The sequence below is a fragment of the Paenibacillus sp. LjRoot56 genome (assembly GCF_964253335.1).
In the GTDB taxonomy this organism is placed as follows: Bacteria; Bacillota; Bacilli; order Paenibacillales; family NBRC-103111; genus Paenibacillus_E; species Paenibacillus_E allorhizoplanae.
Window position 1 is genome coordinate 476,654 of record NZ_CAXURV020000004.1, and the last position, 12,553, is coordinate 489,206.

Here is a 12,553-nt window from a genome sequence, read left to right on the forward strand (position 1 = left end):
TCCGTTCCTTTCTAAGAGAAATGGGTTCAGGTTCTAGGCTTTGCACGGTTCGTTGGAATCGCCGCCATAGGGTCATCTGGCCAGTAGTGCTTGGGGTAGCGGCCTTTGAGATCTTTCTTCACTTCAAAATAGGCTTCCCGCCAAAAGCTAGCCAAATCCTTCGTCACCTGCATCGGCCTTTGTGCTGGAGATAACAAGTGCAATGTGACAGGCACCCTCCCTTTCGCAATGCGAGGCGTATCTGCTAATCCAAACATCTCTTGCAAACGTACAGAGAGTGTCGGTGATTCCATATTGCTATAGTCAACGGGGATACGCGACCCACTTGGCACTTGAATGTGCGTAGGCGCCCATTCGTCTAACGAACGTCGTTGCTCCCATGTTAGCATTTCTTCTAATAGGCTTGTCAAGTTAAGACGGCTCAATGCGCCTTTACTTTTTAGTCCATACAGATGTGGACCTGCCCATTCCTCGAGGGTTGCCAACAAGGTTTCATCTCGAAGATCTGGCCAATTTTCCGTAAAACGATGTAAAAAGATGCTGCGTTCCTGAAGTTGCCGAGCCGATCGTGTCCATGGCAGGACCTCTAAGGATTCCGAACGAATCCCTGCAAGTAATGCTTGTAGGACGAGATCCGGATTGGGTTCTTGAAGTGGTTTATCTTTGAGTGTAAGCGCACCAAGCTGCCAAAGTTCTCTCGCTCGCACGGAACCCACTGCACCGTCCCATTCCACAACTTGTTCCTTACGGATGCGGTTTTCAAAAGCAGTGAACAGCTCCTCCTCTTGCAGAGGAGCTGCGAGGTAGATGCGACTCTCCGTTCCGCTATCGTCCAGCTCCGCTGCGACGATATACCGCTCGTTCGAGAGCGACTGCAGCTCCGGCAGCACGGCCCCGCGGCCGTTCGCGAGCGTAAACCGCCCCGCCGACCGTCGCTGCGCGACGCGGTCGGGGAAGGCGAAGGCGAGCAGCAGCCCGCTCGCCGCTGCAGGACTCACGCTCGGCCGGATGCCGAGCGACTGCATCCAGACCTTGGCCTCCGCCGCGATGCGGCGGCAAAGGCCAAGGTCCACACCCTCGCGCGCGTCGCCTCGCAGCGCGCGCCAGAGCTCTTCGATGCGGCTGCGCACATCCGCATCCCTCTCGGCGGCGCGCATGAAATCGCGCTCGCTGAGCATGACCGCGAGCTCGCACGCCAGCGTGCCGAGCTCAAGCGGAATGGCTTGCAGCACCATGTGCGCAAGCCGCGGGTGCAGGCCTAACGCCGCGACACGCTTGCCGTGTGGCGTTAGGCCCTCGTTCTCGTGCAGCGCGCCTAGCTGCACGAGCAGTTCTCGCGCCTGCTGATACGCAGCAGCAGGCGGTGGGTCTAGCCAGACCAGCGCAGCGGGGTCTGGCGCGCCCCAGGCGGCAAGCTCCAGGGCCAGCGGGGCGAGATCAGCTTCGCGGATCTCGGGCGTAGAGCTCGGCGGGAGCTGCCGCTGCTCGGTCTCGGTCCACAGGCGGTAACACACGCCTGGACCGAGACGCCCTGCTCGGCCTCTGCGTTGATCGGCAGAGGCAACGGATACCGGCACCGTCGACAGACGGGTCATGCCGGTGCGGGGCGAGAAACGAGGCACACGCATGAGGCCACTGTCGATCACAACCGTGATCCCCTCGACCGTCAAGCTGGTCTCGGCGATCGAGGTGGCGAGCACGATTTTTCGATGTCCAGGCGTGCGGACAGCCGTCAGCGCTTGATCTTGATCCTCCAACGAGAGATTCGCGTATAAAGGTGCAACATGCACAGCCTCTCCTAATCGCAAAGCCGCAAGTCCATTTGCTACACGATGGATTTCCGCCGCACCTGGCAAAAATACGAGTATACTTCCACTGTGCGCTTGCAACGCTTGCCCAATACTTGCGACTACGACAGGTTCTATTTTCCCAACTACTTTCTGTTGCAGATAGTGAGTATCAACGGGGAAAGTTCGGCCTTCACTCTCAATAATCGGCGCATCATCTAACAGTGTTGAAATCGCATTGGCTTCCAAAGTTGCAGACATCAGCAAAATTCTCAAGTCATCCCGAAGCAGGGATTGGGACTGACGACACAAAGCAAGCCCAATATCTGCATGCAGGCTGCGCTCATGAAACTCATCAAATATGACGATGCCAACCCCATCTAAGGCAGGGTCCTGCTGCAGCATACGGGTCAGAACACCTTCTGTGATAACTTCAATGCGCGTTTTCGCACCAACGCGTGTATCATTTTTCACCCGATAACCAATCGTCTGACCGACTTCCTCGTCTAGCAATTTGGCCATGTAACGCGCTGCTGCGCGGGCTGCCAGTCTTCTTGGCTCGAGCATAAGAATCTTTTGGCCTTGCAGCCATACTGCTTCCAATAATGCCAAAGGAACCTGAGTTGTTTTGCCCGCACCAGGCTGCGCGACTACGATAGCACACGTTCGATCTTGTAAGGTATGTACGAGTTGTGGAAGTATTGCATTTATGGGTAACACGTTCATCGGGTTCACTCCGAGCTCTCTATCTTATTAATGCCATTAAATGTTAGTGCACTGAATAAAAGATCACGATTTGTTCATCTGTTTTCTGTTTGGAAACCTGTTCCTTCGCTTTTCAATCGTGTATACTAGAAGACAATCTAGTCACTAAAGGAGAACTTTAACATGAATGTACATGAAGCGATTTCCAAACATTCGAATGCACAGCATTTGCATCTCGTTCGATTTGCTGAGCTTGATGCGCAGCGAGAGCACGCCATTGACGCGGCTGTCGATCTGTGCAAACGCGGGCTGCCATTTAACGTTGATGCCATCAACGCGGTTACGGCCCAAATTATCGCCCATGCCCAAAAAGGTATTTCTCCACTCCGTTCCCTTGTTACTGAGGATATGGTTCGTGATTACGTAAACAAAGGGTAAGGAGATACATTTCCATGGGTGTACTAACGTTTATTTCAATGCTTGTCATGGGATCCGCCTTCAGCGCTGGATTCTTGCTCTTGTTTAAGCAAAAAATTGCATGGGGAATCACCTGCATTGGTCTCTCCATCGTGTGTTACATCGCGTATGTCTACGTTGCGAATGCCTATTTCGTCTAAAAGATGCTACGCACTACGAGAACCGATCAGATCGACTGATCGGTTCTCTTTCATATGCCTTCATCTCTTCGCCTCTTCATAACTTCATATCTTCATATTTTCAGTCTTAACATCCTCACGCCCAACCGAGCTTCCCCATCTTCTGAAAAAGAAGCTCAAAATACGCTTTAGGATGAGGAACAATTTCCTTCAATGAAATTGACCATGCGACATCTGTGTACTCGCCGTTACTTCCCATTTTGAAACCATTCGCCGTAATTTCCACCCGTTCACCACTAACAAGTTGTTTAAAATCCGAGACGCACACAGCGAATAGTCCCGTCACCTCATCCGGCTGGAGCTCATAGCTTCGCAACGCTTGATCGCAGCGATAGAGGAATACATGACAGAATTCACGATCTATCAGCGTGTCCGAAATCAGATCCTCCTCCACAAATACACCACAGGAGATTAAGTCCTCGAAGTCTACAGAGAGTCCTAATTCTTCCTCTAACTCCCGTGTCCCCTCTTCGACAGTTTCACCAGCAGCTAAATGCCCTGCACAAGAGATATCCAGTAAATCCGGGAAGAGATCTTTGTCAGGATGCCTTAGCTGAAGCAGAAGCTTCGGTACGTTCTCTTCCAAGCTGACAATCCAGCATTGGAAGGTCTGATGCCATAGCCCCTTGGCATGAACCTCGGAGCGAGGCGCCACGCCGAGCCAATTCCTTTTTGCATCAAACACATCAAACTGCTCTTCCGACTTCTTCATTACGTTCCCCACTCCAATCAGGCTCTTACACGAGTCAATGGACATTATCTCCTAGTAAGCTTGGTAACTTTCAACGCGTAGAGATCGTCCTCCAGCACGGTCATTCGGTCTCTGACACCTTTAATTGCATCCTCAATCGCAAGGTTATAAATAGGAGCGGTTAGCTGCTGAAGCATGTAGTCGATCAATTGCTCTGCTGCAATTTGACCTACCGTTACCCCAAGCTCTACATCTAAATGTTCCTGTAAATCACTAATTAGGGCATCTTTCTCATCCTTGGGTAATTTCAAAACTTTCATCTAAACGTCCTCCTATTACTCGAAAATTTGAAAATCGATTTCCTGGAAGGAGCTAACTTCTTTCATCCAGCGCTCAGCCACATACTGGGTATGTACGGGGTGATTATTATAAGCCTCATAAGCGGCTTGATTTGCAAAAACCATAGAGAATCCGTAGTCATAATCCGCTTTCGCACTCACTTGGCGCAGCACTTCAAATTGCTCAACACCAGGTATTGTTGTTAGCTCTTCCGCACTGATCTTTAGGAATCGCTCGGCATTTGCGTTATTTGTACCTGCATGCAGCTTGAAAACAACCATATGTTTAATGTTTGACGTATTCATCCGTATTTCTCTCCTTTTCCATACCATCTTCGCTTATTATAGCGGATTTTGCCGAAAGGAACTATATGGACTCTCACTACCCTCTCACGATGACTAAAAAAAGGGAATATAATCCTCCTCTTTTGAACACATTAACCGAGTACTGTAAATCAGAAGAAAAGGAAGTGCTCCTATGGTTGAAAATAAGAAACATGAAGGCAACTATACAGGTACTACGAATACGAATGCGGAAAATCAAGATATGGCTTTCGTAAATGATACGTTGGAAAACGCGCCAAGCACCTCTTCCATCAATCTTGCCAAAGACGATATTAGTGAAGAAAATGAAGAAAATCAGCTAAACCAGAAATAGTCGGCTTCATTCGTTTAGAGCAGTCATCTCGTTCCTTCCAAGGAGCCGGTGGCTGCTCTATTTTCGTTAATTCGACTTATTTTCAGTAGTATTCAAACTTGGCATCTCCTACCTCGTGCGCTACTATAGACTAAGAAGCATGCATTGGAGGAGGTAGCTACGTGGAACAAGTCATTGTTATTGGTGCAGGCCCTTGCGGATTATCGGCAGCTGTTGCCTTAGGGCGCGCTGGTCTGTCGCCATTACTCATAGAGAAAAGCTGTATCGTGAATGCTATTTATTTATATCCTACGTATTTGCAATTTTTCAGCACACCAGAATTGTTAGAAATTGGCGGTTACTTCTTTTCGACTCCGCATGATAAACCTTACCGCCAAGAGGCTCTGGTTTACTATCGTGAAGTCGCTCGTCGTGAGCAACTGCGCATTCGATCTTATGAAGAAGCTGTTCGGATTGAGCAAGTAGAAACTGGCTTCAAGGTCCACACGTCCGATCAATTTGGCAATAAAGCGACATATGATACACTTAAAGTCGTTGTCGCTACCGGTTATTTCGATCATCCGAACATGCTGGGAATTCCTGGCGAAGTGCTTCCCAAAACAACGCATTACTACAAAGAAGCACATCCTTATGCCGGAGCGAAGGTGGGGATCATCGGCGGTAACAATTCAGCCGTGGATGCTGCCATGGATTTGCTCCGCGTTGGTGCTGATGTGACTGTCGTCTATCGAGGGAAAGATTTCTCTGCCAATATTAAACCATGGGTCCGTCCCTTATTTGAAAGCATGGTGAATAAAGGGCGTATCCGAATGTGGTTCGATTCTCAGGTAGAACAAATTGACGAACATACGATTCATGTGCGAAAAGGAAGCGAACACGTCACTCTGGAGAATGACTTCGTTCTAGCCCTTACCGGTTTTCGGCCGGATCGGTTCCTGCTTACGGATATTGGCGTTCAGTTTCATGAAGAAACGAACGCACCGTTGGTCAACCCAGAGACGATGGAAACGAACATTCCTGGCTTATATGTCGCAGGTGTGGTCGCTTCATCCAAATATGATGCGAACGAGATCTTCATCGAAACAGGCCGTTTACACGGAATTTCCATTACCGAACATATTATTAACAGTCAGAGTCATCAATCTTAGAGATTGGTGGCTTTTTTCCTATTATTCTATGAAAATATTTCCTTTTTTTCAGAGATTCCTCTTCCATTACGAACACTTGTTTGTTATAATGAAAACAAGAACAAACGTTCTAATAGATGAGGAGGTTGTTAACATGATGAACCCCAGTCACAATTTCCGTTTTATCGAAAGAGATTATTGGTATCAGAAGGCATTGTGTGACACTGACCATCTTTTGCCTGCACAGATCGATGACATGCTTGACGAAGCACACACCTACTATGCCGATTACACGTTCAAGTTTTATGACGACGGGTCGGTGACAATCATAGATAACGACACGAACAACCGTATTAAACCTAAGGAACTTACAGGCGCTGTTTATGATTTCTACATTCGCAAACGAATTTATATGATCAAAGCCAATTTAATAGAGAAACAACTCCAACATGCCAATTGAAGCACAATAAGGCCATCTGATTCGGACACTTCGTCCTTCAGATGGCCTTATGTTATTACTCCAAGTTATTCGTTGTGATAACGGAAGCAAGCTTGGCTATGATCATTTACCATGCCAACTGCTTGCATGTAGGCATAACAAATCGTTGAACCTACGAATTTGAAACCGCGCTTCTTTAAGTCTTTACTCATACGATCTGAGATGTCCGTTTTGGCAGGCAACTGACGGCTATCTTCCCAGTTATTCTTGATGGTTTCGCCACCTACGAAGCTCCAAATATACGAATCAAACGTACCAAACTCTTCTTGCACCTTCAGAAAGGCTTTTGCGTTTCCAACAACGGAAGCTATTTTCAAACGATTGCGCACGATGCCGGGATTTTGGAGTAAATCCTGCAGCTTCGCCTCATCATAATTCACGATCACGTGCGGATCAAAGCCATCGAATGCTTCCCGGTAGGCATCTCGCTTCTTCAAAATCGTATACCAACTTAAACCAGCTTGAGCGCCTTCCAAATTCAGCATCTCAAACAAGACGCGATCATCATGCACGGGAACTCCCCACTCATGGTCATGGTAATCTTGATATAAAGGGTCTTCGTTAACCCAACCGCATCGGTTTGTCATCTTATTCTTTCACCTCATCTAAATGTCGAACGTGTGTTCTATTTCATTATAGATCCAATACGAACACTTGTCCAGTTGGATTTAGTCCAGGTCGCAAGACAAGCTATAGAAGCTATTGGTGTTTTGGATTAGAATAGCTGCCGTCTCTTGCACGGTTTTCCCCTTCAGCTCAGCGATTTGTTCAATAACAGCGTGAATCATACGCGGATGTGTCTCTTCACCTGCGAGCGGTCCTTCAAATGGCCAAGGTCCATCCGTCTCCACCATCAGGAGTTCCAATGGATAGTTACGAACGAGAGTTCGAATCTCATTCTCATAGAGAACATCTGGCGTTATCGATATATAATAACCAGCGCCAATCATACGCTCCACGGTTTCGTCAGATCCTTTAAACCAATGGAAATGTGCCCTCTTGAGCCCGTACTTCGCTAGCAGGTCACATACGATATCTGCATCCTCATATACCGCATGAAGTACAACAGGTTTATCCCACTCGGCAGCAAGCTGTAAGAAGCGCTCCAGCAGCCGAATATAAGGTGCTACGTCAAACCACTGTCCCGCCTCTTTTACTTCGTGTCGCGTATAATAAGGAAGGCCAATTTCACCCACTGCGATCATGTCACTTACGTGCTCACTCATCCAACCGATTAATGCCTCCAACTGCGTTTCCGTGGGCAGTTCCTGCTCTGGATGAAACCCGTAAGCCGCAAAGACGCGATCTGGAGCAAGTGACTTCAATTGCTTCGTTGTTTTGCAGGAATCCAGATGTCTGGATACCGCGATCAAAGCCTGCACCTGTGAATCTTCCAGCTCTGCAATAATTGCCTTCGCCGACTGTTCGTCATACATATCGAGATGAATATGCGCATCAATGGCTGACATCATTTGTTTTCTCCTGTCGCAACAGTCCTTGAATATGCTGTCTTAGTGCTATAAACGCCGCTTCCTGCATGATAGCTTCCTGACGTGGTCTTGCAAATGGCACCTTTAACTCTTCCAAGATACTTGCAGGCTTATTGGAAAGCACATAGATACGATCAGACAGAAAGAGTGCTTCCTCGATACTATGTGTGACGAACAAAATAGATCGTTTATTTTGCTCCCAAATGTTAAGGAGCCATGCCTGCATATCCAGCCGTGTTAACGCATCCAAGGAGCCGAAAGGCTCATCTAAGCACATAAGTTCTTGGGGGCTTAACAAGGCTCGTAGAAAAGAAACTCGCTGCTGCATCCCGCCTGACAGTACATGTGGTAGTTCCCGTTCATAGCCGCCCAAACCAACTTTGGGCAGCCATTCTCTGGCTTTGGCGATCGCCGAGGTGCGCGACTCCCCTGCCACTTCCTGTCCAAGTGCTACATTTTCCTCAATGGAGCGCCATGGAAACAACGCCGGTTGCTGAGGCATGTAAGAAATAAGTCCTTTTTTACCCGTCACCTTCTCGCCATCTAGCCAAACTTCGCCAGACGTCGGCTTTACGAGCCCACCAATGATATGGAATAAGGTACTCTTACCGCTGCCAGAGGGTCCAATGATGGAAACGAATTCACCTTGCTCAACATGAAGATGAATATCGGCGAGTACGGAAACATGCCCCTTTTTATTTGGGAACACATGGTGAATCCCAGTAAGTTTTAATTTGCTCATAGTCACAGCACCTCCTCTCTTACGAAGAACGTTTGACGTTCCAGCGAATGATGAGCTTCTCAAGCCCTGCTATTAGCCAGAAAAAGAGCAAACTCAGAATCACAATGATTCCAATTGCCACAAATTCCCGATCCGCTCGGAAGGCTGATTTTTGTAAGATCATATAATAGCCAAGCCCCACATTTCCGCCTAACCATTCGGCAATAACAGCTCCCATCACACTATAAGTAGCTGATATTTTGAGTCCCGTGAACAGAAATGGCAGTGCATGAGGCAGCTCTAATTTATAGAAAATTTGGCGTTTCGATGCACCAATCATTTGCATGTAGTTGTACATGCTGCGATCTGTCTGCATAAAGCCATCTAGCGTTGACATCGTCACAGGGAAGAAACAAACAAGTGAAATCAGTATAAGTTTAGGTAAAAGGCCAAAACCAAATAAAATAATTAACAGCGGACCCAGAGCGATGACAGGGATATTTTGAGATAAAATGAGCAGCGGATAGAAACCTGCTTTAACGAAAGGAAGCCTATGTAACACGCTGGCAACTAGAACACCACCGATGGCTCCCACGCTAAAACCAATGCACATCAAACGAACGGTAGCCCACATATGCATCCACACGCGCGGCATATCTGTCGTACCGTCTCGCCATATTTTAAGCGGACTCGGAAGCAGCCAATCTGCGGTTCCTCCCCACGTGACAGCAAGCTGCCAAATAAACAACAGAAGGATGACTACCACAAGTGGCGGCCATCCTGCTTTGATCCAGCGATGGATGTTCATTATCTGTATTTCTCCGTTAACTTGTCCATCGAGGCGCCCGAAGGATTGAAGTAAATTTTCACCTGAGAAATGACGTTCGGGCTACCCATGTCAATCATCGCGGTATTCATATCTTGAATAATGAGAAGGAGTTGATCCAACTCGCCCTCCATCGTCGTTTCAAGCGGTGATACGAAATATTTAACACCTGACTTCGCAATCACTTCGATTGCACGATCTACGTAAGGAATGACGTCTTCACCATTCACCGTTTTCGGGATAATTTGAATACTAACAAGTGCATTAGCCATAATTGGAATTCTCCTCTTTTCGGATTAGGAATTATTTCGTGCTTCCTGGTAAAAATGTATTCGTGAAGGCAGCATCCACCTCCAGCTTTTTCTCTAAGAGCTTGTGATCCAACATCCACGTGGCATAGTTCTCCCACACGGATTTCTTTTGCTCACCCCAACGAGCAGCATCGTCCTGATAGCGTGGGCTTAACCATTTTTGACTAGCAACGACCAGCTTAGGATCCAGATCTGGGACGGCTTTAATCAAAATATTCGCCGCATCTTCCGGTTTCGAAATAGCGAATTGATACCCTTTGGATGCTGCAGCAACGAACGCCTTAACGATTTCCGGCTTCGAAGAGATCATCTTCTCATTAGTCGCCAATACCGGTGTGTAATAATCCAGTTTATCCGAATATTTGTTCAAATAAATCATGTTTAGCGGCTCACCACGCAATTCCGCATCTACACCCGTCCAAGCATAGTAAATCCATGCGAAATCAATATCTCGTTTGACCGCTGTGAAATAATCCGCATCGCCGATATTGACCATTTTCACTTTCGTCGCATCAGCCTTCTCCGATTGCATCAATGATTCAATCATGGCACTTTCTGAAGGAGCACCCCAACCGCCATACGATTTATTCTCGAAATCCTTCGGCGTTTTGATATTTTTCGCGACAGGTGAAGCAAAACCAGATGTATTATGTTGAATAACTGCAGCAATCGAGACTAACGGCACTCCTTGAATACGGCCTTGCGTAATGCTTTCTTGATAGCTCACACCAAACTCGGCTGCACCAGAAGCGATCATCGTATCCGCTCCACCTTCGCCAGGGGCAATGATTTGCACATTTAATCCCTCTTGCTCAAAAAAACCTTGATCCTTCGCGACATACAGCCCTGTGTGGTTCGTATTCGGCGTCCAGTCTAGGACGACTTTCACGTCAGTTAGCTTTTTCGCTCCTTCTGTCGGTTGAACTGACTTCGTTGAATCATTACCGCAGCCTGCCATTAAGACGGTAAAGCTGACTAGCACAAGTGGTGCAATTTTGTTCCATTTCATACTTGGTTTCCCTCTCCTCTTATCTCTTTATAACCATAAGAAAAAGCCCCCGTTATCCGGGAGCGCCATGTGTAGAAAATGATATGTCCAAACGAAATAAATCGTTGGATGTGCATTTATATGAGATCTCTACGCTGGCATTACCCAGATCAGATAAACGGTTAGTGACAATGACGGTCACAATCTCAGCCTGACTTCTCAAGCTCCCGTGGGTTCTTATTTGGTTAGTCTCTACCATACCGCATGTTTCGACAAAATGCAAACAAATGCAATGCAAGTAAAGATATACTATTTCTCAAGACTCAACTGCCAAGTTACGCCGAAGCGATCCCCTACCCAACCGAATCTTTCACTAAAAGGGTAAGTAGCTAAGCCCATATAGACTTTGCCGTCTTTCGACAGCGTTTCAAATACACGATTAATCTCCTCGACCGTATCGCAAGTCACAAACAAGGAAATCGACGGTGTAAAGGAAAAGGCATGTTTGACCGGACTGTCACTGCACATTATTTGTTGCCCATGAATAGAGAAAGTCGCTTTCACAACACTCCCCTCAGGCCCAGGTCCTGCAGGTCCATAGCGCTCAATACTGACAATCTCAGATTGATCGAATAACGAGGTATAGAAATTCATAGCTTCCTCAGCCTGACCCTCAAACATCAAAAATGGCTTAACTTTCTGTTTCCCTTCACTCACCACTTACAACCCCCTAATGAAGTAACCATTCCTTTAACTGCGATCCCATCTTCTTCGCATCTTCATAGCCAAGCTCATGCAATTTCTCGAGCTTCCGCGGGTCCTTCTCCATTCGTCCAACTTCCACTTTGGTTGAAGGTCGGATAATGATCGCACTTCCATCCGCTTCCATTCGTTCAATTGTTTCTAAGGTGTTATTATAAATTTCGCTGCGATTCACAAGCACATTTACTAGTCCATTATATTTCGGATAAAAACTTTTCGCTAACCAACGTTGCTTGAACGGCCGTTTGCGGTAACCAAGCTCCTTCGTTAATACAATAATATGCTTTTTATTACCGTCAGCAACTGATTTCTGAACAGGAATCGGATCGACCAAGCCGCCATCAAATAAGGTTCTACCTTCAAAATGAATTGGCGTAGCTACAAAAGGCAACGAACTTGAAGCTTGAACGATCGGCATCGTTTGCTGCTGAAGCTGATGTTTCGTGAAATAAATCGGCTCCCCTGTATGTGCATCTGTTGTACCTATAGCAAATTGCTGTGAAGAGGCATAAAACGTGTCATAGTCAAATGGCACAAGCCTGTTCGGCAGCTCATTAAAAATAAAATCCATGCCAAATATGCTTTTACTGCGCAATAAATTTCGATAGCTTAAATAACGATGATCCGCAACATAGTCAATCGTCACTTTCTTATTCCGCCCAGGTTGTTTAGAAATATAAGAAACGGCATTGCACGCTCCTGCCGAAACACCCACCACATAGGGGAAATATAAATCCTGCTCCATAAAGTATTCCAAGACTCCCGCGGTGTATACCCCTCGCATACCTCCGCCTTCCAGTACGAGTCCAATTCCTTCCATGGTGACACCTTCTTTCTGTCTGTCTCAAGCCCCTTTCTAGCATACAGGAATTGTAAATTAAAAGAAACGGGCTTCTTTCTTCGAAAATGAGACAATGACGAAGATTTCATCCTACTTTCTAAGACAAATTAGGGGAAATCACAGTTCAACCGTATTTTTGCCGAAATTTAACGT

17 protein-coding genes are annotated in these 12,553 nt (G+C 46.9%); 5 read left to right on the forward strand and 12 right to left on the reverse strand.

The genetic code is table 11. The features are described from left to right. Positions 1-26: 26 nt before the first annotated feature. Complete coding sequence (hrpB, locus tag ACSQ8O_RS27945; RefSeq protein WP_436244351.1) at positions 27-2,513, reverse strand: ATP-dependent helicase HrpB; 2,487 nt, start codon at positions 2,511-2,513, stop codon at positions 27-29. A 162-nt stretch (positions 2,514-2,675) separates the two neighbouring features. Here hrpB and ACSQ8O_RS27950 point away from each other — a divergent pair, with 162 nt between their 5' ends. Both ACSQ8O_RS27950 and ACSQ8O_RS27955 read left to right on the forward strand, forming a co-directional pair. Then, complete coding sequence (locus ACSQ8O_RS27950) at positions 2,676-2,930, forward strand: YpbS family protein (protein ID WP_056621204.1); 255 nt, start codon at positions 2,676-2,678, stop codon at positions 2,928-2,930. A 14-nt stretch (positions 2,931-2,944) separates the two neighbouring features. Then, on the forward strand, positions 2,945-3,109 hold the full coding sequence (locus ACSQ8O_RS27955; protein ID WP_171630646.1) for a hypothetical protein: 165 nt from the start codon (positions 2,945-2,947) through the stop codon (positions 3,107-3,109). Between the two features lie 115 nt (positions 3,110-3,224). Here ACSQ8O_RS27955 and ACSQ8O_RS27960 read toward each other — a convergent pair whose 3' ends face one another. From ACSQ8O_RS27960 to ACSQ8O_RS27970, 3 genes are read right to left on the reverse strand one after another with little or no spacing between them, the layout of a single operon-like run. After that, positions 3,225-3,860 (reverse strand): NUDIX hydrolase, encoded by a 636-nt coding sequence (locus ACSQ8O_RS27960; protein WP_436244352.1) that lies wholly within the window; start codon positions 3,858-3,860, stop codon positions 3,225-3,227. A gap of 44 nt (positions 3,861-3,904) precedes the next feature. Continuing rightward, on the reverse strand, positions 3,905-4,159 hold the full coding sequence (locus ACSQ8O_RS27965; RefSeq protein ID WP_056621202.1) for a DUF2164 domain-containing protein: 255 nt from the start codon (positions 4,157-4,159) through the stop codon (positions 3,905-3,907). Positions 4,160-4,174: 15 nt separating this feature from the next. Beyond that, entirely contained in the window at positions 4,175-4,483 is a 309-nt protein-coding gene (locus ACSQ8O_RS27970) for a Dabb family protein (RefSeq protein WP_436244353.1), read from the reverse strand. Between the two features lie 172 nt (positions 4,484-4,655). On the opposite strand from ACSQ8O_RS27970, the gene ACSQ8O_RS27975 reads away from it, so the two are divergent. The 3 genes from ACSQ8O_RS27975 (at position 4,656) to ACSQ8O_RS27985 (ending at position 6,422) form a co-directional block, all read left to right on the forward strand. Continuing rightward, on the forward strand, positions 4,656-4,835 hold the full coding sequence (locus ACSQ8O_RS27975; RefSeq protein WP_056621199.1) for a hypothetical protein: 180 nt from the start codon (positions 4,656-4,658) through the stop codon (positions 4,833-4,835). A gap of 161 nt (positions 4,836-4,996) precedes the next feature. Further along, complete coding sequence (locus ACSQ8O_RS27980; protein WP_436244354.1) at positions 4,997-5,983, forward strand: YpdA family putative bacillithiol disulfide reductase; 987 nt, start codon at positions 4,997-4,999, stop codon at positions 5,981-5,983. Positions 5,984-6,116: 133 nt separating this feature from the next. Next, the gene (locus ACSQ8O_RS27985; RefSeq protein ID WP_235549908.1) at positions 6,117-6,422 is read left to right on the forward strand and encodes a hypothetical protein; all 306 of its coding nucleotides are present in this window, start codon (positions 6,117-6,119) and stop codon (positions 6,420-6,422) included. 65 nt (positions 6,423-6,487) lie between these two features. Here ACSQ8O_RS27985 and ACSQ8O_RS27990 read toward each other — a convergent pair whose 3' ends face one another. From ACSQ8O_RS27990 to ACSQ8O_RS28025, 8 genes are all read right to left on the reverse strand, one after another. After that, entirely contained in the window at positions 6,488-7,048 is a 561-nt protein-coding gene (locus ACSQ8O_RS27990; RefSeq protein ID WP_436244355.1) for a DNA-3-methyladenine glycosylase I, read from the reverse strand. A gap of 81 nt (positions 7,049-7,129) precedes the next feature. Next, positions 7,130-7,933 (reverse strand): TatD family hydrolase, encoded by an 804-nt coding sequence (locus tag ACSQ8O_RS27995; RefSeq protein ID WP_436244356.1) that lies wholly within the window; start codon positions 7,931-7,933, stop codon positions 7,130-7,132. Further along, positions 7,917-8,693, reverse strand: coding sequence for an ABC transporter ATP-binding protein (locus ACSQ8O_RS28000; RefSeq protein ID WP_436244357.1), 777 nt, complete (start codon positions 8,691-8,693; stop codon positions 7,917-7,919). Before ACSQ8O_RS28000 ends, ACSQ8O_RS27995 begins: the two co-directional genes overlap by 17 nt. 19 nt (positions 8,694-8,712) lie before the next feature. Then, on the reverse strand, positions 8,713-9,480 hold the full coding sequence (locus ACSQ8O_RS28005; protein WP_056621189.1) for an ABC transporter permease: 768 nt from the start codon (positions 9,478-9,480) through the stop codon (positions 8,713-8,715). Next, on the reverse strand, positions 9,480-9,770 hold the full coding sequence (locus ACSQ8O_RS28010; RefSeq protein ID WP_056621187.1) for a thiamine-binding protein: 291 nt from the start codon (positions 9,768-9,770) through the stop codon (positions 9,480-9,482). Before ACSQ8O_RS28010 ends, ACSQ8O_RS28005 begins: the two co-directional genes overlap by 1 nt. 31 nt (positions 9,771-9,801) lie before the next feature. Beyond that, positions 9,802-10,818 carry an ABC transporter substrate-binding protein gene (locus ACSQ8O_RS28015; RefSeq protein ID WP_436244358.1) on the reverse strand — a complete coding sequence of 339 codons (1,017 nt, stop codon included), beginning with the start codon at positions 10,816-10,818 and terminating at the stop codon, positions 9,802-9,804. Positions 10,819-11,106: 288 nt separating this feature from the next. Beyond that, positions 11,107-11,514, reverse strand: a complete 408-nt coding sequence (locus ACSQ8O_RS28020) for a VOC family protein (protein WP_436244361.1) — start codon at positions 11,512-11,514, stop codon at positions 11,107-11,109. Positions 11,515-11,527: 13 nt separating this feature from the next. After that, the gene (locus ACSQ8O_RS28025; protein WP_436244362.1) at positions 11,528-12,379 is read right to left on the reverse strand and encodes a patatin-like phospholipase family protein; all 852 of its coding nucleotides are present in this window, start codon (positions 12,377-12,379) and stop codon (positions 11,528-11,530) included. Positions 12,380-12,553: the final 174 nt, after the last annotated feature.

Bases quoted from the DNA above. Each gene is read 5' to 3' on its own strand.
- hrpB (WP_436244351.1), bottom strand. From the start codon at position 2,513: ATGAACGTGTTACCCATAAATGCAATACTTCCACAACTCGTACATACC.
- ACSQ8O_RS27950 (WP_056621204.1), top strand. From the start codon at position 2,676: ATGAATGTACATGAAGCGATTTCCAAACATTCGAATGCACAGCATTTG.
- ACSQ8O_RS27955 (WP_171630646.1), top strand. From the start codon at position 2,945: ATGGGTGTACTAACGTTTATTTCAATGCTTGTCATGGGATCCGCCTTC.
- ACSQ8O_RS27960 (WP_436244352.1), bottom strand. From the start codon at position 3,860: ATGAAGAAGTCGGAAGAGCAGTTTGATGTGTTTGATGCAAAAAGGAAT.
- ACSQ8O_RS27965 (WP_056621202.1), bottom strand. From the start codon at position 4,159: ATGAAAGTTTTGAAATTACCCAAGGATGAGAAAGATGCCCTAATTAGT.
- ACSQ8O_RS27970 (WP_436244353.1), bottom strand. From the start codon at position 4,483: ATGAATACGTCAAACATTAAACATATGGTTGTTTTCAAGCTGCATGCA.
- ACSQ8O_RS27975 (WP_056621199.1), top strand. From the start codon at position 4,656: ATGGTTGAAAATAAGAAACATGAAGGCAACTATACAGGTACTACGAAT.
- ACSQ8O_RS27985 (WP_235549908.1), top strand. From the start codon at position 6,117: ATGATGAACCCCAGTCACAATTTCCGTTTTATCGAAAGAGATTATTGG.
- ACSQ8O_RS27990 (WP_436244355.1), bottom strand. From the start codon at position 7,048: ATGACAAACCGATGCGGTTGGGTTAACGAAGACCCTTTATATCAAGAT.
- ACSQ8O_RS27995 (WP_436244356.1), bottom strand. From the start codon at position 7,933: ATGATGTCAGCCATTGATGCGCATATTCATCTCGATATGTATGACGAA.
- ACSQ8O_RS28000 (WP_436244357.1), bottom strand. From the start codon at position 8,693: ATGAGCAAATTAAAACTTACTGGGATTCACCATGTGTTCCCAAATAAA.
- ACSQ8O_RS28005 (WP_056621189.1), bottom strand. From the start codon at position 9,480: ATGAACATCCATCGCTGGATCAAAGCAGGATGGCCGCCACTTGTGGTA.
- ACSQ8O_RS28010 (WP_056621187.1), bottom strand. From the start codon at position 9,770: ATGGCTAATGCACTTGTTAGTATTCAAATTATCCCGAAAACGGTGAAT.
- ACSQ8O_RS28015 (WP_436244358.1), bottom strand. From the start codon at position 10,818: ATGAAATGGAACAAAATTGCACCACTTGTGCTAGTCAGCTTTACCGTC.
- ACSQ8O_RS28025 (WP_436244362.1), bottom strand. From the start codon at position 12,379: ATGGAAGGAATTGGACTCGTACTGGAAGGCGGAGGTATGCGAGGGGTA.